17 protein-coding genes are annotated in these 19,940 nt (G+C 72.5%); 10 read left to right on the top strand and 7 right to left on the bottom strand.

What is annotated here, in order from left to right:
* Positions 1–458 precede the first annotated feature (458 nt).
* From ACFRAL_RS14545 to ACFRAL_RS14580, 8 genes are all read left to right on the top strand, one after another.
* Complete coding sequence (locus ACFRAL_RS14545; protein WP_336398336.1) at positions 459–1,577, top strand: GuaB3 family IMP dehydrogenase-related protein; 1,119 nt, start codon at positions 459–461, stop codon at positions 1,575–1,577.
* 275 nt (positions 1,578–1,852) lie between these two features.
* Positions 1,853–2,674, top strand: coding sequence for an SURF1 family cytochrome oxidase biogenesis protein (locus tag ACFRAL_RS14550; RefSeq protein WP_336398337.1), 822 nt, complete (start codon positions 1,853–1,855; stop codon positions 2,672–2,674).
* A 9-nt stretch (positions 2,675–2,683) separates the two neighbouring features.
* Positions 2,684–3,205, top strand: coding sequence for a DUF3817 domain-containing protein (locus tag ACFRAL_RS14555; protein ID WP_336398173.1), 522 nt, complete (start codon positions 2,684–2,686; stop codon positions 3,203–3,205).
* Positions 3,202–4,785, top strand: coding sequence for a glutamine-hydrolyzing GMP synthase (guaA, locus tag ACFRAL_RS14560; RefSeq protein WP_378884123.1), 1,584 nt, complete (start codon positions 3,202–3,204; stop codon positions 4,783–4,785). The genes ACFRAL_RS14555 and guaA overlap by 4 nt, the downstream gene beginning before the upstream one ends.
* A gap of 98 nt (positions 4,786–4,883) precedes the next feature.
* Entirely contained in the window at positions 4,884–6,275 is a 1,392-nt protein-coding gene (locus ACFRAL_RS14565) for a glycosyltransferase (RefSeq protein WP_378884126.1), read from the top strand.
* Between the two features lie 59 nt (positions 6,276–6,334).
* Complete coding sequence (locus ACFRAL_RS14570) at positions 6,335–6,916, top strand: GNAT family N-acetyltransferase (RefSeq protein WP_378884129.1); 582 nt, start codon at positions 6,335–6,337, stop codon at positions 6,914–6,916.
* Positions 6,917–7,150: 234 nt separating this feature from the next.
* A complete protein-coding gene (locus ACFRAL_RS14575) occupies positions 7,151–7,780 on the top strand; it encodes an ATP-dependent Clp protease proteolytic subunit (protein ID WP_336398177.1) in 630 nt (209 codons plus the stop codon).
* A complete protein-coding gene (locus ACFRAL_RS14580; RefSeq protein WP_336398178.1) occupies positions 7,777–8,364 on the top strand; it encodes an ATP-dependent Clp protease proteolytic subunit in 588 nt (195 codons plus the stop codon). Before ACFRAL_RS14575 ends, ACFRAL_RS14580 begins: the two co-directional genes overlap by 4 nt.
* Positions 8,365–8,386: 22 nt before the next feature.
* On the opposite strand, the gene ligD is transcribed toward ACFRAL_RS14580, so the two are convergent.
* From ligD to ACFRAL_RS14600, 4 genes are all read right to left on the bottom strand, one after another.
* Positions 8,387–9,631, bottom strand: a complete 1,245-nt coding sequence (ligD, locus tag ACFRAL_RS14585) for a non-homologous end-joining DNA ligase (protein WP_378884133.1) — start codon at positions 9,629–9,631, stop codon at positions 8,387–8,389.
* Positions 9,632–9,704: 73 nt separating this feature from the next.
* On the bottom strand, positions 9,705–10,049 hold the full coding sequence (locus ACFRAL_RS14590; RefSeq protein ID WP_378884136.1) for a helix-turn-helix domain-containing protein: 345 nt from the start codon (positions 10,047–10,049) through the stop codon (positions 9,705–9,707).
* A gap of 151 nt (positions 10,050–10,200) precedes the next feature.
* Positions 10,201–12,213 (bottom strand): alpha/beta hydrolase, encoded by a 2,013-nt coding sequence (locus ACFRAL_RS14595; protein WP_378884139.1) that lies wholly within the window; start codon positions 12,211–12,213, stop codon positions 10,201–10,203.
* A 100-nt stretch (positions 12,214–12,313) separates the two neighbouring features.
* Positions 12,314–13,231 carry a Bax inhibitor-1/YccA family protein gene (locus ACFRAL_RS14600; RefSeq protein WP_336398182.1) on the bottom strand — a complete coding sequence of 306 codons (918 nt, stop codon included), beginning with the start codon at positions 13,229–13,231 and terminating at the stop codon, positions 12,314–12,316.
* 166 nt (positions 13,232–13,397) lie between these two features.
* On the opposite strand from ACFRAL_RS14600, the gene ACFRAL_RS14605 reads away from it, so the two are divergent.
* On the top strand, positions 13,398–14,408 hold the full coding sequence (locus tag ACFRAL_RS14605; protein ID WP_378884142.1) for a glycerophosphodiester phosphodiesterase family protein: 1,011 nt from the start codon (positions 13,398–13,400) through the stop codon (positions 14,406–14,408).
* 27 nt (positions 14,409–14,435) lie between these two features.
* Here ACFRAL_RS14605 and ACFRAL_RS14610 read toward each other — a convergent pair whose 3' ends face one another.
* From ACFRAL_RS14610 to ACFRAL_RS14620, 3 genes are all read right to left on the bottom strand, one after another.
* The gene (locus ACFRAL_RS14610) at positions 14,436–15,212 is read right to left on the bottom strand and encodes an alpha/beta fold hydrolase (protein ID WP_378884145.1); all 777 of its coding nucleotides are present in this window, start codon (positions 15,210–15,212) and stop codon (positions 14,436–14,438) included.
* 86 nt (positions 15,213–15,298) lie between these two features.
* Positions 15,299–16,465: a fatty acid desaturase family protein gene (locus tag ACFRAL_RS14615; protein WP_378884148.1), complete on the bottom strand. Its 1,167-nt coding sequence runs from the start codon at positions 16,463–16,465 to the stop codon at positions 15,299–15,301.
* Between the two features lie 198 nt (positions 16,466–16,663).
* Positions 16,664–16,867, bottom strand: coding sequence for a cold-shock protein (locus ACFRAL_RS14620; RefSeq protein WP_336398338.1), 204 nt, complete (start codon positions 16,865–16,867; stop codon positions 16,664–16,666).
* Between the two features lie 581 nt (positions 16,868–17,448).
* Between ACFRAL_RS14620 and ACFRAL_RS14625 the strand changes: the two genes are divergently transcribed.
* Entirely contained in the window at positions 17,449–19,809 is a 2,361-nt protein-coding gene (locus ACFRAL_RS14625) for a glycoside hydrolase family 65 protein (RefSeq protein WP_378884151.1), read from the top strand.
* Positions 19,810–19,940: the final 131 nt, after the last annotated feature.

Consider the following 19,940-nt stretch of genomic DNA (forward strand, 5'->3'; position numbering starts at 1 on the left):
CCTGGCCGCCCTCCACTCGCTCGGTTCCCGGATCCGGAATTCGGACTTCCGGCCGCTTTCCGGATCGGACGCGGCCGTGCGCTCCGGAAACGGTGCACAACTCCGGTTTCCGGATCCGCGCGCGAGTGACGGATGCCTCGCCCCGCGGCATCCGTCATCCGCCCCAGTCCCGGCCCCGACCTCACCCCGCCGGGTTTGGGGCGCCTCACGCCCGTTCGGGGCGCACCGCGTACGCCCCGAACGCGCGCGGCGCGCCCCAAACCTGGGGTGAACGCGCGCGGCGCGCCCCAAACCTGGGGTGAACGCGCGCGGCGCGCCCCAAACCTGGGGTGAACGCGCGCGGCGCGCCCCAAACCCGAGGTGAACGCGCGCGGCGCGCCCCAAACCCGGATGGAAGGCCGGCCGCGGACGGGGCTTCGGGCGGCGGGAAGCCCGCCCGGTAGGCTGGTCGGGTGAGCATGGACATGGAGCTCGGCCGGGCCAAGCGCGCACGCCGCGCCTACACGTTCGACGACATCGCGGTGGTGCCCTCGCGGCGCACCCGCAACCCCGAGGACGTCTCGACCGCGTGGACGATCGATGCCTTCAGCTTCGACATCCCGGTGCTGGGCGCCCCGATGGACTCGGTCGTGAGCCCGCGCACGGCCATCATGCTCGGCCAGCTCGGCGGCCTGGGCGTGCTCGACCTCGAGGGCCTGTGGACCCGCTACGACGACCCCGAGCCGCTGCTGGCCGAGATCGCCGGCCTCGAGAAGGCCGCCGCGACCCGCCGCATGCAGGAGCTGTACGCCGAGCCCATCAAGCCCGAGCTGGTGCGCGACCGGCTCGCCGAGATCCGCGCCGCGGGCGTCACCGTCGCCGGCGCGCTCACCCCCCAGCGCACCCAGGAGCTCTACGAGACCGTCGTCGCCGCCGGTGTCGACCTCTTCGTCATCCGCGGCACCACGGTGTCGGCCGAGCACGTCTCGTCGGTCGACCAGCCGCTCAACCTCAAGAAGTTCATCTACGACCTCGACGTCCCTGTCATCGTGGGCGGCGCGTCGACGTACACCGCGGCTCTGCACCTCATGCGCACCGGCGCGGCGGGCGTCCTCGTCGGCTTCGGCGGCGGCGCCGCGTCGACCACGCGCGTCACACTCGGGCTGCACGCCCCCATGGCCACGGCGGTCGCCGACGTCGCCGGGGCGCGGCGCGACTACCTCGACGAGTCGGGCGGGCGCTACGTGCACGTCATCGCCGACGGCGGCGTGGGCACGTCGGGCGACATCGTCAAGGCGATCGCGATGGGCGCCGACGCCGTCATGCTCGGGGTGGCGCTGGCGCGGGCGACGGATGCCCCGGGCCGCGGCTTCCACTGGGGCCCCGAGGCGCACCACGCCAAGCTGCCGCGCGGCCGCCGCGTGAAGGTGGACCAGGTCGCCTCGCTCGAGGAGATCCTCTACGGCCCGGCGCCCGTCGCCGACGGCACCGCGAACCTCATCGGGGCCCTCCGCAAGTCGATGGCCACCACCGGATACTCCGACCTCAAGGAGTTCCAGCGCGTCGAGGTGGTCGTCGCCCCGTACGCCGCGGGATGACGGATGCCATGACCGACCCTTCGACGGGCCCCGCGGCCGGCGGAGCCGGGGAGCCGGGTCGACCGGCTGCCGAGCGGCCGCAACCCGACGCCGAGCCCGCCGGACCAGTCGACCCCGCCGATCCCTCCGAGCCCGGAGGACCCGATGCCGACCCCGCGCACCCCGACCCCGCCGATCCCTCCGAGCCCGGAAGACCCGACGCCGATCCCGCGCACCCCGACCCCGCCGCCCCCGCCGAGCCCCCAGAGGCGTTCCCTCCGACGCTGCGGGAGGTCATGCTCCGCCCGGCATGGATCGGGATGCTGCTGCTGTGCCTGGTCGTGGCCGGCGTGTTCGCGTGGCTCGGGCAGTGGCAGCTGGGGCGTGCGATCGACACCGACCCGCTGCCGCCCGGCGTCACGGAGGACGTCCGCCCGCTCTCGGACGTCGCCCAGCCGGGGGAGTACCTCCCCGAGCCTCTCGTCGGGCAGCGCGTCGAGACCTCCGGCAGGCTTGTCCCCGGTGATTTCCTGATCGTCCAGTCACGCTTCAACGACGGCGTCGAGGGCTACTGGGTCACCGGTCAGCTGCGGCTGGACGAGACCGAGACGGAGGCGGGCGAGCCGACCTCCATCGCGGTGGCGCTCGGCTGGGCGGCGTCGGAGGACGACGCGCTCGCCGCCGTCGAAAGGCTGGACGACGAGGCATCCGCCCTCGGCTCCGTCGCCGTCACCGGACGCCTCATCTCGGACGAGGGCCCCGTGCCGCCGCCCGCCGGGGCCGACCCGCAGACGATGACGCGCATGTCGCCGGCGATGCTCCTCGGCCAGTGGAACGACGTCGAGGAGCTGTTCGTCTACCGGCCCTACCTGACCTCCGACGAGCCGTTCGGCGGACTCGAGGCGATCTCGTCGCCGGCGCCGGCCGAGACCTCCAGCGTCAACTGGCTCAACATCTTCTACGCGGTCGAGTGGGCCGTGTTCGCCGGCTTCGCGTTCTACCTCTGGTATCGCCTCGCCAAGGACGCGTGGGAGCGGGAGCTCGAGGACTTCGAGGACGACGACGAGGCGGATGCCACGGCCACAGGCCCCGACGGGCGCACGGAATCCCGCGGGTAGACTGGGGCCATGCCCCGCGCCCCGAAGCTCGCTTCCTTTCCGGCGATCCGCGGAGCCCTGAGGTTCTACCAGGTCTGCTCGGTCATCACGGGCACCATGCTGCTGCTGCTGGTCGCCGAGATGATCGCCAAGTACGCGCTCGGCTACGAGCTGTTCCTCGGCGGATCGGGCGGCCTCCTGTGGTTCGCGCCCGTCGTCGAGACCGCTGCGGGTCTCGAGTCGACCGGCGACGGGTTCAACCTGTCGCTGGGCATCCTCGTCGCCCACGGCTGGTTCTACGTCGTCTACCTCATCTCGTGCTTCCGCGTGTGGAGCCTCATGCGCTGGAACCTGTGGCGCCTGGCCATGCTCGCCGCTGGCGGCATCGTGCCGCTGCTGTCGTTCTTCATGGAGGCCCGCGTCGGCCGTGACGTGAAGGCCTATCTCGCCGAGCGCGAGGCGGCGGAGCTGCACGCGGGCACCGAGCGCTCGACCGCCGCCGACTCACTTGCGACCCCCGCCCCCGCGATCCCCACGGAGAACCAGCGTTGACCGAACAGACCGAGACCTCCCAGCGTCCCGTCCTCGTCGTCGATTTCGGTGCGCAGTACGCGCAGCTGATCGCCCGCCGCGTGCGCGAGGCCGGCGTCTACAGCGAGATCGTGCCGCACACCGCGACCGCCCAGGACATCGCGGCGAAGAACCCGGTGGGCATCATCCTCTCGGGCGGGCCGTCCTCGGTGTACGAGGAGGGGGCGCCGTCGCTGGACACCGGCGTGTTCGACCTCGGCGTGCCGACGCTGGGCATCTGCTACGGCTTCCAGGTCATGGCGCAGGCGCTCGGCGGCGAGGTCGCGCACACCGGCCTGCGCGAGTACGGGGCGACGGATGCCGCGGTCAGCGGTGACGGCGGCGTGCTGCTGGCCGGTCAGCCCACCGAGCAGAACGTGTGGATGAGCCACGGCGACCAGGTGTCGCGCGCGCCCGAGGGCTTCGACGTGCTCGCGTCGACGGATGCCACGCCCGTCGCCGCGTTCGGCAGCGACGAGCGCCGCTTCTACGGCGTGCAGTGGCATCCCGAGGTCAAGCACACCGACTACGGGCAGAACGTCATCGAGAACTTCCTGCACAAGGCGGCGGGGCTCCCGGCCGACTGGAACAGCGGCAACGTCATCGCCGAGCAGGTGGAGAAGATCCGGGCGCAGGTCGGCTCGGGCCGCGTGCTGTCGGCTCTGTCGGGCGGCGTCGACTCGGCCGTCTCGACGGCCCTCGTGCACGAGGCCGTCGGCGACCAGCTCGTCGCCGTGTTCGTCGACCACGGTCTCCTCCGCAAGGGCGAGCGCGAGCAGGTCGAGCAGGATTACGTCGCCTCCACGGGCGTGCGCCTGGTGACCGTCGACGCGCGCGAGCAGTTCCTGTCGGCGCTCGCCGGCGTCAGCGACCCGGAGCAGAAGCGCAAGATCATCGGCCGCGAGTTCATCCGCGCCTTCGAGAAGGTGCAGGCCGACCTCGTCGCCGAAGCCGCGGCCGAGGGCGAGCCCATCCGCTTCCTCGTGCAGGGCACCCTGTACCCCGACGTGGTCGAGTCCGGCGGCGGCACGGGCACGGCGAACATCAAGTCCCACCACAACGTCGGCGGCCTCCCCGAGGACCTGCAGTTCGAGCTCGTCGAGCCGCTGCGCACCCTCTTCAAGGACGAGGTGCGCGCGATCGGGCGCGAACTCGGCCTCCCGGAGGCGATCGTCGCGCGACAGCCCTTTCCGGGCCCCGGCCTCGGCATCCGGATCGTGGGTGAGGTCACCGCTGACCGTCTCGAGATCCTGCGTGACGCCGACGCCATCGCCCGCGAGGAGCTGACCAGGGCGGGGCTGGACGGCGAGATCTGGCAGAGCCCGGTCGTGCTCCTGGCCGACGTCCGCTCGGTGGGCGTGCAGGGCGACGGCCGCACCTACGGCCACCCGATCGTGCTGCGACCGGTGTCGTCCGAGGACGCGATGACCGCGGACTGGACGCGCCTGCCCTACGACGTGCTCTCCCGCATCTCCAACCGCATCACGAACGAGGTGCGCGAGGTCAACCGCGTCGTGCTCGACGTCACGTCGAAGCCGCCGGGGACCATCGAGTGGGAGTGACGTGAACGGATGCCTCGAACCTCGCCGGTTCGGGGCATCCGCCGTTTCCGTCGCCTGATCGTGCCGGCGTCCCCGCCCTCGTGCGGGAGGATGGACGCGTGACTGCGGCCCCCGACGACGCCCTTCCCGACGCCGACTACGTGCTGCTCGGCAGCCGCGTCGCTCTCGGCCTGGACGGCGGCTTCGCCGTGGCGGTGCCGACCCGCCTGCGGCTGCTGGCATCCGCCGGCGCACCTGACCCGCTGCTGCTGAGCGTCGACGGCGCGTCGCCCGACGTGCACGCCGCGCAGCGGCAGGCGTTCGTCGACGCCGGCCTGCTCGATCGCACCGCGTCGGCGCGGAATCTCTTCGACGAGATCGTGACCGACCCGTCGTGGCTCTTCGCGGCCGGGGAGCCGGCGACGGACACGGCGGATCCCGGCATCGAGTACCGGGTGGTGACGGATGCCTCGGGCCGGCCGATCGTGTCGCTGCCTGTGTTCCGCGACGACCCGACCTGGCATCTCTCGGGTGCCGCGATCATCGTTCACGCCCCGGACGGCGACCGCGTGCTCCGCGGATTCCGCAGCCTGTACGCCGCATGGCTGACGGCCATCGCCGAGGCCCGGCGGGCGGCGGCCGGCGATGCCGACCGGATGCTGGTCGTGATCCTCGAGTCGCGCCAGATCGGCGAGGCGATGGTCGACTGGGACGACCCGCGCGTGCGGCTGGTGCACACCGTCCACAACTCGCACCTGCCGGCGCCGCACGACGATCCCGACGCCCCCGTGACCGGCATGTGGCAGCGGTGGCTCTCGACGGTCGACCGCTACGACGCCGTGCTGTTCCCCACGGCCGCGCAGCGCGACGAGATCGCCGCCCGGTTCGGCGATCCAGGCACCTTGAACGTCGTGCCGAACACGATCGAGCTCGGCGCGGAGCCTCCGGGCGCGGCATCCCGCGACCCGCTCCGGGTCGTGATGCTCAACCGGCTGGCACCGCAGAAGCGCGTCGACCTCGCGATCCGCGCGTGGGCGCGGGTGGCCGCGGAACTGCCCGCAGCGCGCCTCGACATCTACGGCGAGGGCCCGCTGCGGGACGAGCTGCAGGAGCTGATCGAGGAGCTGGGGGTGGCGGCATCCGTCACCCTCCGCGGCTCGACGAGCGACCGGGACGCGATCTTCGACCGGTCGGCGCTGTTCGTCACGTCCACCGCGTTCGAGGGACAGGGTCTGTCGATCGCCGAGGCCCTCGCCCGCGGGCTTCCGGTGGTGTCGACCGACGTCCGGTACGGCCCCCGCGAAGCGGTCGGGGACGCGGGGGTGATGGTGCCGCCCGGCGACGTCGACGCGCTGGCGACCGCGATCGTCGAGCTGCTGCGAGACGACGCCCGGCGCGCCGAGCTGTCATCCCGGGCGCGCCGTGCGGCCGCTGCCTTCACGCCCGACGCCGTGCGCCCGGCCCTCGTCGCCGCCCTCCGCACCGCCGTCGAACGCCCCCCGCGCCGCTGAGCCGGCTGAGCCGCGCTCCGACGCTCGGCGATGTCGGTGGGGGGCCGTACCGTCGGGCCATGGACGTACGGGTGCTACCCGCGACGGAGGCGGGATGGGATGCCGTCGACACCGTGATGCAGGCCGACGCCTCGTCGCGCAACTGCCTGTGCCAGTTCCACATCCTCGAGAATGCGGACGCGCGCCGCACCACCCGCGAATCCCGGCGAGACCTCCTGCGCGAGCAGGTGCGCAGTCTCGATCCGCCGCGAGGTCTCGTCGCCTTCGGCGCGGACGCGCCCGTCGGCTGGTGCGGCGTCGAGCCGCGCGTGCGGGTGCGGCACGTCCTGGCGAGCCGACTCGTACGCGCTCACAGCCCGTACGCGGCGGACGACCCGGGTGTGTGGGCGATCTACTGCATCCTCGTCCCGCCCGCGCGACGCCGCGCGGGCGTCGGCGCGGCGCTCCTGACGGCGGCCCTCGACCACGCCCTCGAGCACGGAGCGACCGCTCTCGAGGCCTACCCCGTCGACACCTCGAGACGAGGCGGCGAGCTGCCCGCCGGGTTCTCCACCGGCACCGTCGCCATGTTCGACCGGCACGGCTTCGCAGCGGTCGCGGCGCTTCCCTCCGCGCGCACGCTGATGTATCGGCTCGCCTGAGCAGCGTCTTCGACAGCCTCGGCGCGACGCCTTCGCCGCCCTGACCGTCGCCCGTCGCCCCTTGCGCGCCACGTCGCCCCTTCCCCTGGGTTCACTTGCGCTGTATGTACGCCGTTTCCGGGTTTTCGTGCGTACAGCGCAAGTGAATGGGGTTGAGCGGGCGCTCCGCTGAGGGCAGAGCGGCCGGGAGCGGAAACGGATGCCGCGGCGTCCGGCGCGGCGCAGGCTGGGGGCATGGCAGACGAAGGCAGAATCCCCCGGTTCGGGGCCGAAGCGCGGCGCGAGCTGTTCCACCAGCGCGTGCTCGTGCTCGACGGCCCCCTCGACGACGACAACGGCACGCTGCTGGCGACGCAGCTCCTCGCGCTCGCGGCGGAGGACGAGGCATCCGACATCGCGCTGTGGATCCACTCGCCCGGCGGGTCGGTGCCCTCGATGCTCGCGATCCGCGACGTCATGAACCTCATCCCCAACGACGTCGCGACGCTCGCCCTCGGGCTGGCGTGCAGCGCCGGGCAGTTCCTGCTGTCGGCGGGCGCGAAGGGCAAGCGGCGCGCCCTGCCGCACGCGCGGATCCTCATGCACCAGGGCTCGGCGGGGATCGGGGGCTCGGCGGTGGAGGTCGAGGTGCAGGCCGACGACCTGCGCCACATGCGTGACACCGTGCTCGGCCTCATCGCACACGACACCGGCCAGAGCGTCGAGCGCATCTTCGACGACTCGCTGCACGACCGCTGGTACACCGCCGCCGAGGCGCAGGACTACGGGTTCATCGACGGCGTCGTCGCCGACTTCGCGCAGGTCGTCCCGCGCCGGCGGCGTCCGGCCGGGCTCGGCCTCGGCCCGGCGGAGGTGGCGGCATGAGCTCGTACGCGATCCCCAACGTCGTGGCGCAGCATCCGCGCGGCGATCGCATCATGGACGTCTACTCGCACCTGCTCGCGGAGCGCGTCGTCTACCTCGGCACCGGGATCGACGCCGGCGTCGCGAACGCGCTCATCGCGCAGCTGCTGCACCTCGACGCGGACTCCCCGGAGCGTGACATCCAGCTCTACATCAACTGCGAGGGCGGCGACCCGTCGGCGATGCTCGCGGTGTACGACACGATGCAGCACGTGCGGCCGGATGTCGCCACCACGGTCGTGGGGCAGGCGATCGGCGTAGGCGCGGTGATGCTGGCCGCGGGTGCGCCGGGCAAGCGCTCGGTGCTGCCCCACGCGCGCGTCGTGCTGCATCAGCCGGCCGGCCAGGGGAGGGGCGCGATCCCCGACCTCATCCTGCAGGCCGACGAGCTCGTGCGCGTGCGGGGCGAGGTCGAGCAGATCCTCGCGCGGCACACCGGGCAGGATGCCGCGAAGCTCCGAGCCGACACCGACCGCGACCGCGTCTTCACTGCGGCCGACGCCGTGGCCTACGGGCTCGCCGACCACGTGCTCGCGGAGCGGTGAGCCCGCCCGCCCGCCGGCACACTCACTCCTCGGTCGCACCCGGCCAGACCTTGCCCTCCCAGGGGTCGTAGTCGGCGATGAGCTCCTCCTGCGGCGGGCGCTCGGACTCGGGCACGTGCTGCAGGTTCACCCGCACGCGGTACCAGAGCGAGCTCGACCCGCGCATCCCGTCGACCATCACGTCGGCGGGGTGCAGCTGGGCGGCGACCGACGGATGCCGCTTCGTCCACTCGTCGAGCGCGGCGGTGGCCTCGGGCTTCGTCTTGGTGCGGGCGACCTCGATGAGCGGCATCGTGGACTGCCGCCGGCCAGAGCCGTCGCCGCCGCGTGGCGGCTTCTCGGCGGGATCCAGCTCCTCGGCCAGGCGCAGCAGGCCGTCGAGGGTGCCGACGGCGTCGTCGATGCCGGCGTGCGGGTCGCCGAGGTCGGCGTAGCGCTGCGGCACGGTGAGCACCGTGAACTCCTCGGGGCGACGCGCCCGCACCTCGTCCCAGTCGAGCGGTGTCGACACGCGCGCGTCGGGAAGCGGCCGGATGGAGTACGCGGATGCCACGGTGCGGTCCTTCGCGTTCTGGTTGAAGTCGACGAACACGCTCTCGCCGCGCTCCTCCTTCCACCAGCGGGCCGTCGCAAGGCCGGGTGCGCGGTTCTCGACCTCGCGCGCGAGCGTCTCGGCGGCGAGGCGCACCTGCTTGTAGTCCCACTGGGGCGCGATCCGCACCAGGATGTGCAGGCCGCGCGACCCGCTCGTCTTCGGCCATCCCACCAGGCCCATGTCGTCGAGCACGTCGCGGGCGACGAAGGCCACGTCGACGATCTGCGACCAGTCGACGCCGGGCATCGGGTCGAGGTCGATGCGCAGCTCGTCGGGATGGTCGAGGTCCTCCGCGCGCACGGGGTGCGGGTTGAGGTCGAGGCACCCGAGGTTGACGACCCACGCCAGGCCCGCGGCATCCCGGATCACCGCCTCTTCGGCCGAGGTGCCCCGGGCGTACTGCAGCGTCGCGGTGTCGACGAAGTCGGGATGGTTCTCGGGCACGCGCTTCTGGAAGAACGGCTCGGCGTCGATGCCCTTCGGGAAGCGCTTGAGCACCATGGGGCGTCCGCCCGCGCCGCGCAGGGCGCCCTCGGCCACCGCGAGGTAGTACCGCACCACGTCGAGCTTGGTGATGCCGGGATCCGGGAACACGATCTTGCCGGGGCTCGAGATGCGCACCTCGTGCCCGTCGATCTGGAGGAGCTCGGCTTCCGTCTTGGCAGGCGTCACCCGGCCCACGCTAGCGACGCCCCGCGACATCGGCCAGGGGTTGACGCCCCGCCCGGCCGGGGCGCCGGACGGCTCAGGCGGCCAGCGAGTACGCGGCGCGGCATCCGGCCACCGCGCGCTCGGTCGCCCGCGACCGGAGGTCGTCGACGACACCGGCGGTGAGCTCGATCAGCGTGACCTCGAGCGCTCCGGCGACGGCGGCGATCATCTCGCTCGAGGGCTCCTTGATGCCCCGCTCGATCTCGGACAGGTACTGCGGCGAGACGCCGGCGCGGTCGGCGGTGTCGGCGAGCCGTTCGCCGCGCTCGTGGCGTAGCCGGCGCAGGCGGTCGCCGAGGGCGTCTCGCCAGAGCGGCTCGGGGTCGCGCGGCGCGGTCCTCGAGGCGGACGCGGTCGGCAGCGGGATGATCTCGGCCATGGCGTCACGATAAGACGCCGGCGACGCGGGTCGCGAGCCGTTCCGCCCACAGCAGAACGTGCGCAGGATCGGATGCCTCGGCCGACACGCCGCCGCCCGGCCACCGCGGGCGGCGGGTCGGCCAGAACCTCCGATCCTGTGCGCGCGGCCGTCAGAAGACGACGAGCCCGCGCACCAGGACCCAGACGGTGAACACCACGAGGACCGCCGCGGCGATCCACAGCACCACGACGTGGCCGACGGCGCCTTCGCGCGTGACGCCGGCCCGCACGAGGAGCACGCCGAGCATGACGGTGAACACCATGCCGACAAGCGGCAGCAGCACGATCGGCCAGGTGCCGGTGGGGAGCCCGAAGCCGAGGACGAGCGGCTCGGTGCGCAGCAGGATGAGCGCGAGGGCTCCCACGAACGCCAGATTCGCCCCGGCGGCGATCCCCGCCGTGAGCACGGCGCCGTCCGGTGCCTCGCCGTGGCGCCGCACGAGACGGTGGACGCCGTAGCCGAGCGCGTAGAGGAGGATCAGGCCGAGGCCGATCACCGTGACCCCCGCGATGCCGATCTGCCACGGGTTCGGGCTCCGGACGAGATCCGCGTCGAGCCGGTAGACCGCGGTGGTGGGACGGATGTCGGTAGCGGTGAGGAAGTCGATCGGGTCGGCGTCGCCGATGCACGAGGTGTCGGGCTCGACGGACGGGTCGCGGAGGAACGCGGTGGCGACGGATGCCGCGCACGGCTCGTACCAGTTGCCCCACACCGCTCCGTGCCCCATGCCCGGGAACTCGTAGCGGTAGGCCGCCGTCAGACCCGCGGCGGCGGGTTCGCTCCACGCGCTCGGCGTCACCGGGTCGAACCGGCCGCTCGTGATGAGCGTGGGGATGGCGCTGGAGACCGGGTCGTTCTCGCTCGCGGGGAGCGCGGGCACGTTCCACACCGCGCAGTCCTCGCTGACCGGCGCGAAGCCCGCGTAGTGGGTGAGCAGCGGGTCGGCGGACGTCGTCTCCTCGATGAGCGCCGGGTCGTTGAACGGGACCTCCTCGGCGCACTCGATGGACAGGTTCAGCCCTTCGCTGAGCGAATCCGCGTTGTCGATGGCACGCTGCGCGAGCGGAACGACGACGCCGTCATCGCCGCGGTCCAGGCGATCGATGACGAAGGGGAGCACCCGCACCGTCGCGGCGTCGTAGAAGGCGTCGAACAGGCCGCCCATGATGTCGTCGTCCGCGATCTCGAGCTGCAGCGTGCCGCCCGTCCCGGGGTCCCGCACCGCCACGGTGATCGGTTCGCGGGCGGTGCGCTCGAGCACCCGCTCGAGGGAGCCCTCCAGGTCGGGGTACCGCTCGTGGCAGTCCGCGTCCGCGGCGCACGCCGCCAGCAACCAGTCGATGGAGGCCCGCAGCGCTTGCGGGGTCAGCTCGAAGCGGTCGATGTTCGGGGGGTACACGCCGTCCAGCACGACCGCGCGCAGGCCGTCGGGCCGGTCGCGCATCACCGTCATCGCCAGCCTCGACCCGTACGAGAGGCCGTACAGGTTCCACTGGTCGTAGCCGAGCGCGGCTCGCAGATCCGCGAGGTCGGCCACGCTCGCCGCGCTCGTGTAGGCGGCGAGATCCATGCCGTCGGCGACGAGGCGCTCGCGGCACTCCGAGAGGAGCGCGGCGCGCCGCTCGGCGAGCGCCGCTCCCGTGGGCAGCCGCCCGTCCTCAGCCAGGGCGCTCGTGTCGAGCTCCGGGCAGTCGAGCGTGGGTTCGGCATCGACGTCGCCGCGCTGCTCGACGATGATCACGTCGCGGTCGTCGGTGGCCCACTGCGCGTGGTCGAGGAAGTACCAGAGCGCCGACACGCTGCCGCCGCCGGGGCCCCCGGTCGTGGGGAAGATCAGCGGGTCGGCGGCCGGCGCGTCCGAGGTGCTCTTCACCCTGACCACCGGGAGCTGCAGCTCGCGCGCCGGGTCGCCGGCGCCGCCCCGGCCCTCCGGCACGGTCAGGATGCCGCACGTGACCCGGTGGGCGTGCTGCTCGGGGACGTCGACGGAGCACTCGGCCGGCGCGTACCCGAGCTCGGCCATGGCCGGCGTCGCGCCGAGCAACGGGGACGCCAGGCCGAGGAGGACCGCCCACAGGGCGATGACGCCTGCTCTCGTGCGAGCCCGCCTCGGTGCGGTCATGGCGCCACTATAGGCGACCCTCCTCGCTGCGGCGGGAGGCCGTCGCCGCAACGACGGAGGGCCGCCCCTTCCGGGACGGCCCTCCGTGATCAGCTGCGGGTCACTCGCTCCCGCGCAGGATGGCGAGGATGCGAAGGATCTCGACGTACAGCCAGACGACGGTCACCATGATGCCGAACGCACCGAGCCAGGCGTACTGACGCGGGGCGCCGTTGCGCACGCCCTGCTGCACCTGGTCGAAGTCCAGCACCAGCGAGTACGCGGCCATGATGACCACGAGCACGCCGATGATGAGGCCGAGCGGGATGCCCATGAACTCCTGGCTCAGCAGGCCGAAGGCGCCGCCGGCGATCGGGACGTTGAAGAGCATGAGGCCGACGTTGATCAGCGAGAACACGAGGTAGCCGATCATCGCGATCATGAAGATCTTCGTCGCGCGCTTGGAGGCGCGGACCTTGCCGCTGGCGAAGAGCGCGAGCGTCACGCCCACGACCGACAGCGTGGCCAGCGTCGCCTGCACGACGATGCCGGGCCAGATGAACTCGAAGAACGCCGAGATGCCGCCGACGAACAGACCCTCGAACGCGGCGTACGCGATGATGAGGCCCGGCCGCACCTTCTTGCGCGAGCCGAAGATCACGACGAGCGACAGCACGAAGCCGCCGAGGGCGCCGAGCATCCAGGGCAGGATCGACGGGTTCGGGTTGGCGGGGGTGACGCCGGCCATGGTCCACACCCAGCCGACCGTGGCGGTGACCAGGAGGACGGCGAAGAGGCCGAGCGTCTTCCAGACGGTGTCCTCGATCGTCATCCGACCGGTCTCGACGGCACCGGCGGACGGGGCCGCGTACATGCCCTCGAGGTGCGCCTGGGCCGCGGCATCCGTTCCCGCATGCTGCGCCGTCGCGTACTGCGTGGGCCCGCCGAGGTTCGCCGCCTGCGGACCGCCGGGGTAGGTCTGAACGGCCTTCGGGTCCTGGAAGGCCGGGTTGTTGAACGCGGGGTTGTTGAGGGCCACTGCTCTCACACTCCAATGTCAAGGGAATCCCAGCACGATGCTGTTGATCCACACTATCCGACGGCCGCCCCGCCGGGCACGGACCCGCGCTGTGAGAGGGCTATGAACGGATGCCTCGACCGCCGGTCCCGGCGCCGGTCGAGGGCGCCGCGGCTAGGGTGGGACGGTGCCGCGCCGGACCCCGCTCGTCATCGGGCACCGCGGCGCGCCCGGCTACCGTCCCGAGCACTCCCGCTCGTCCTACGCGCTCGCCTTCGCCATGGGCGTCGATGCGGTGGAGCCCGACGTGGTCGTCTCGAGGGACGGTGTGCTGGTCGTCCGGCACGAGAACGAGATCTCGGGCACGACGGACGTCGCCGACCGCCCCGAGTTCGCCGGTCGCCGCACGACGAAGACCGTCGACGGCAGCTCGCTGACCGGCTGGTTCACCGAGGACTTCACCTGGGACGAGCTCTCGACACTGCGCTGCCGAGAGCGCATCCCCGACCTCCGGCCGGCCAGCGCCAGCTTCGACGGCGAGCAGCCGGTGCTGCGGCTGCGCGATGTGCTCGACGCGGCGCGGGAGGCGTCGCTCGAGCACGGCCGCGAGATCGGCGTCGTGCTCGAGATCAAGCACGCCACGTACTTCGCGTCGGTCGGCTGGGACATCGCCGCGCTGGTCGACGCAGAGCTCCGGGACGCGGGCTGGGCGACCGGGGTGCTGCCGCTCACGATCGAGGCGTTCGAGTCGAGCGTGCTGTTCGCGCTCCAGGTGCGCGGCATCCCGGCGACGTACGTGTATCTGCTGGAGGCCGCGGGACGCCCGTTCGACCTCTATGCCGCGCACGGCACGGCCGCCCTGACGTATGCCCAGACCGCGGCGCCCGCCGGGCTGGACGCCCTCGCCGGCCGGGTCGACGGCATCAGCGTCGACAAGCGCATGATCCTGGCGCCCGACAAGCTGGGCCGCACCAGTGGCGCGTCCCGCGTGGTCGGCGACGCCCACGAGCGGGGTCTGCGCGTGTACACGTGGACCTGCCGACCCGAGAACCGATTCCTCATCGGGCAGTTCCGCACGCGGGGCGGCCCGTCGTCGTTCGGGGACTGGGAGTCGGAGTGGGGCGTCATCCGCGACGCGGGCGTCGACGGGGTGTTCGTGGACCACCCCGATCTCGGCGTGGGGTTCTTCCGGGCCTGACGGCGTCGTCGCCGGGGTCGCGGCCGATCAGGACATGCGCTCGCGCACGACGCGCGCGGTCGCCACGGGGTCGGGGCGATGCATGACGGACTCGGGCACGACGACCAGCTCGGCCCCGTCGACAGCCTCCGCAAGGCGGTCGGCCGCCGTCAGCAGGAGGGGGAACGTCTGCTCGCCGCGGAGCACCGTGACGGGAGCGCGGACCGACAGCATCGCATCGCTCGGCGTCGAGGCCTCGCGCACGAGGTTGGTGTCGTAGACCGTCGACTGCGCGAGGGGGAGGAGAGCGGCGAACTGGTCGCTCGCCCGGATGCTCTCGACCATGTCGCGGGGCAGGCCCACGCCTTCGAGCTGGAAGGTCACGACCGCCTCGTCGGGCCGGCCCTCGTCGACGAGTCGCTGCAGCCGCTCGGCGAGGGCGTCGTCGGGCTCGTCGACACCGAAGCGCAGCGGCGGCTCCGACAGGAACAGCGCCCGGACCGGCACTCCGCGCGCTGCCGCGAAGAGGGCCAGCACGGCGCCGGACGAATGCCCGAGCACGGCCGCGTGGCCGCCGACGGCGTCGATCACCGCCGCGAGATCCTCGGCCTCCCGCTCGGGCGTGGAGCCCGGTGCGTCGCCGCTCGAGCCTCGCGCGCGGCGGTCCCACGTGACGGCCAGGAATCCGGCATCCGCCAGCGCGCTCGCCAGCCCTGCGGCGTCGGCGGCGGTGGAGAACGCGCCGCCCACGATGACGACCACCGGGCCGGCGCCCGTCTGCTCGTACGCGATCGGGGTGCCGTCGGCGGAGGTCACGGTGTCCATGAGCTCAGCCAAGCACGGGCATCCGACACCGCACCCCCGCGCAGGGGGGTCACGACATCGAGACGCGCCCGTCCGGTGGCGCCGGCTCAGGCCCGGCGGTAGGTGCCGACGACGGGGCAGTCGAACGGGTCGCGGGCGGCGAGCCCGACGCGGTTGAGGTAGTCGATCACGATGCCGTACGAGCGCCACAGCGTCGTCTCGGTGTACGGGACGCCCAGCGTGCGGCAGTGGTCGCGCACGATCTCGCGGGCCTTGGCGAGGTGCGGGCGCGGCATGTTCGGGAACAGGTGGTGCTCGACCTGGTAGTTCAGCCCGCCCATGAGCCACGTCGCCCACCAGCCGCCGGACACGTTGCGCGACGTGCGGACCTGCTTGCTGAAGAAGTCGAGCTTCGCGTCGGGGGCGATGACCGGCATCCCCTTGTGGTTCGGGGCGAACGAGGCGCCCATGTACACGCCGAAGACGGCGAGCTGCACGCCCAGGAACGCGAACGCCATGCCCAGCGGCAGGAAGACGAAGACCGGCGTCCAGACGACGGCGAACCGCGCCGCGAGCATGCCGAGCTCGATCCAGCGGCCCTTGACCTCTCCGCGTCCGACGAGGTGGCGGATGGCGATGAAGTGCAGGTTGAGGCCCTCCAGCGTCAGCAGCGGGAAGAACAGCCAGCCCTGGCGCCGGGTGATCAGGCGACGGATGCCGCGGGCCTGGGCCGCGTCCTCGTCGAGGAAGGAGATCGTGTCGACGTCGATGTCGGGGTCCTTGCCGACCCGATTCGGGTTGGCGTGGTGGCGGGTGTGCTTCGTCGCCCACCACGAGTAGCTCATGCCGACGACCCCGTTGCCGAGGATGCGTGCGAGCCGGTCGTTCGCCGGCCCGGACGCGAGGATCTGCCGGTGCGCGGCCTCGTGGGAGAGGAACGCGACCTGCGTGAACAGGATGCCGAGCGCTGCGGCGATGAGCAGCTGGTACCAGCTGTCGCCGAGCAGGATGAAGCCGGTGACCGCGCCGCCGAAGGCGAGCGTGATCGCCACGCCGACCATGGCGTAGAACCACGGCGTGCGCCGGAGGAGGCCGCTCTCGCGCACCACCTGCGACACCTCGGTGTAGGCGCGGGCGACGGGCGGGAACTCGTCGGTGCCGGCGTAGGTCTGGCGGATGGGGCCGAGCCGGGACTCGAGGACGGATGTGGAGATGATGACACCGTTTCGATGGGGGACCGCTATGGCCGTCGGAAGCCAAAGGCGGTTGCCCATCGCTGTGCCCAGGCTACGGGGATGCGTATGAGGCGGGGGGAATATGCGCCGACTCACGGGCGATCGTCAGGTCCGCGACGGGGGGTCCGGGGCCGCTCCCCGGCATGCGGAAGCGCCCGCCTCGCTGAAGCGAGACGGGCGCCGGAGTCCGATCCGCCGGTTCGTTCGTGACGAGAGCCCGGCGGCGCGGATGAGGGATCAGAGCGGGCGGATGTTCGCCGCCTGCATGCCCTTGGGGCCCTGCTCGGCGTCGAATTCGACCTTCTGGTCGTCGCGGAGCTCCTTGAACCCATTGCCGGTGATCGCGCTGAAGTGCGCGAAGAGGTCGGCCGAGCCGTCATCGGGTGCGATGAAGCCGTAGCCCTTCTCGGAGTTGAACCATTTCACGGTGCCAGTGGCCATCGTGTCTTTCCTTTTACTTTTCGGGCCGCCGGAGCGACCGGGGGTGCCGCGCCGAAACATTCGGAGCGGACGATGGAGGCGAGCGGGCGGCGATGCCGGCTCGAAGTGGGAGGCCGCGACCGCCGCGCGGGCGGCGTCGACGGCGTCGTGGCGGCCGAGGTGGACGGCTCGGCTGCTGTAGGCGTCCGCGCCGTCCGAGCCGACGTCGACGAAACCGGCGTATTCGCCGGCGAGGGTCGCCACGAAGACGCCGTCGTCGGCTTGGCGCCAGTCGAGCGCAGGCAGGGAGGTGCTGATCATCAGTGGGAATCCGAGCTCACGGCGATGCGGAGCTCTGCGGAGAAGAGGGGCGGCGGCGAGCAGATGGCCGCTGCGGGTTGTGCGGTGAGCGTCTGGATCTGCTTCTCCACGTTGAGGCAGAGGGGGAGCGACACTCATTTCCCCGGACAGGGAACGTTCCACGGTAGCACATCCGCCAGAGGGCCGCTTCCGGCGGCGATGCGACGCGGCGGCCGATAGCCCGGCCGCGTCGCGAACGCAAGGGCTTCGGACCCTGCCGGCCGCCATCCGAGAATGGCGGCATGCGCCACAGCTCCCGCTTCGACGTGTCCGCCTGGGGCATCGGCTGGACGGGATGGGACTCCGAGCGCCAGGCGCGACGGGAGTCGGTGTTCTCGCTGTCGAACGGGCACATCGGCTGGCGCGGCACCCTCGACGAGGGCGACCCGTGCGAGGTGTCCGGCGCGTACCTCAACGGGCTCTTCGAGGAGCACCCGATGCCGTACGCGGAGGACGGCTACGGCTACCCCGACGTCGGCGAGAGCCTGATCAACGCGCCGGACGGCAAGGTGATCCGGCTGCTGGTGGGCGACGAGCCCTTCGACATCCGCGAGGGTCGCCTGACGACCCACACCCAGTTCCTGGACTTCCGCGCCGGCGCGCTCACGCGCGAGGTGGAGTGGACCTCGCCCGCCGGCCGGTCGGTCCGCGTCCGATCGACGAGGCTCGTCTCGCTCACCCACCGCGCGGTCGCCGCGATCGACTACCGCGTGACGGCCGTGTCGGGCCCCGTCGAGATCACCGTGCTCTCCGAGATCGTCGCGAACGAGCCGCTGCCGCCCGTCCACCCCGACGACCGGGTGATGGAACCGCTCGAGAGGCCCTTCGAGCCGGTGGACCACACGGTATCGGGGACCGGCGCGACGATGCTGCACCGCACCCGTCGCAGCGGCATCCACGTCGCGGTCGCGATGGAGCACGACATCAGCGGGGCGGATGCCTCGTGCGGCACGGACGCCGACGACGACATCGCACGCACGACGGTGACCGCGCGCCTGGCGGCGGGTGACAGCATCCGCATCGTGAAGTTCGTGGCGCACGAGTGGTCGGACGCCGTGACGGATGCCGCGCTCCGCGACCGCGCCGAGGCCGCCGTGTCGACCGCCGCCCGGCTCGGCTGGGACGCTCTGGCGACGCAGCAGCGGGCGTGCCTCGACGAGTACTGGGACGCCGCCGACGTGCGGATCGACGGCTCGGCGCGGCTGCAGCAGGCCGCGCGGTTCGCGCAGTTCCAGGTGCTCCAGGCGGCGGCACGCGCCGAGGTGCGCTCGATCCCCGGCAAGGGGCTCACCGGGCCGGGCTACGAGGGGCACACCTTCTGGGACGCCGAGGCCTTCGTCCTCCCCGTGCTCACGTACACGCTTCCCGACGCGGCGGCCGACGCGCTGCGCTGGCGCCGGTCGACCCTCGACCATGCGCGCCATCGCGCGAAGCAGCTGCATCTGGCCGGTGCCGCGTTCCCGTGGCGGACGATCAGCGGCCGCGAGTGCTCGGGGTACTGGCCGGCCGGCACCGTCGCGTTCCACATCAACGCCGACATCGCCGCGGCGGTGATCCGGCACGTCCGGGCGACGGGCGACGTCGACTTCGAAGGCGAGGTCGGGGTGGAGATCCTCGTCGAGACCGCGCGCCTGTGGGTCTCGCTCGGCCGGTGGGACGACGCCGGCGTCTTCCACATCGACGGGATCACCGGCCCCGACGAGTACTCGGCGCTGGTCGACGACAACACGTTCACGAATCTCGCCGCGCAGAGCAACCTGCGGGGCGCGGCCGAGGCGGCGCGGCGGCATCCCGGCGAAGCACGGCGCCTGCGGGTGACCGATGAGGAGATCGGCGCGTGGGAGGTGACCGCCGACGCGATGGCCGTGCCGTTCGACGCGCAGCGGAACGTGCACGAGCAGTCCGCCGGCTTCACCCGCCGCGAGCGCTGGGACTTCGAAGCCACGGCGAAAGACCAGTACCCGCTGCAGGACCACTTCCCCTACTTCGACCTCTACCGCAAGCAGGTGCTCAAGCAGGCCGACCTGGTGCTGGCGCTGCAGTTCCACCACGAGTGCTTCACCGAGGACGAGACGGCGCGCGCCTTCGCGTACTACGAGGAGCTCACGGTGCGCGACTCGTCGCTGTCGTCGGCGACGCAGTCGGTGGTGGCGGCGTGGGTGGGGCACCTGGGACTGGCGATCGACTACCTCACCGAGGCGGCGACGATCGACCTCGACGATCTGCGCGACGACATCGACGACGGGCTGCACGTCGCTGCGCTGGCGGGGGTCTGGACGGCGGTGGTCTCGGGCCTGGGCGGCATGAAGGACGGGCCCGACGGGCTCGCGTTCTCGCCCCGGCTGGCGGAGCCGACCACCGGTCTCGGCTTCGGGATCCGCGTCGCGGGCGCGGTGCTGCGCGTGGACGTCGAGGCCGACGCCGCGACGTATACCCTGACCGCGACGGAGCAGCCGCTGCGCCTGCGTCACTTCGGCGAGGAGGTGGAGGTGCGGCCGGGCGCGCCGCTCACGCTCCCCACGCCGCCGCTCGCGCACCCCGGTCCCGCGCCGACGCAGCCGCGCGGGCGCTCGCCGCGGGAGGTCCTGGAATCCGGCGCCTGAGCCTCGCACCGGCACGATCTCACGGCACTCCGATCCGCCGTCTCCACCCTGCGTGGCCGCGCGACCGCGCACCCGCGGCACACTGTCTGGAAGGCATCGCTGGCCGACCTGCGCCGCAGCCGGTGGCACCA

It is taken from the genome of Microbacterium sp. NPDC056736, assembly GCF_042790415.1.
Classification (GTDB): domain Bacteria; phylum Actinomycetota; class Actinomycetes; order Actinomycetales; family Microbacteriaceae; genus Microbacterium.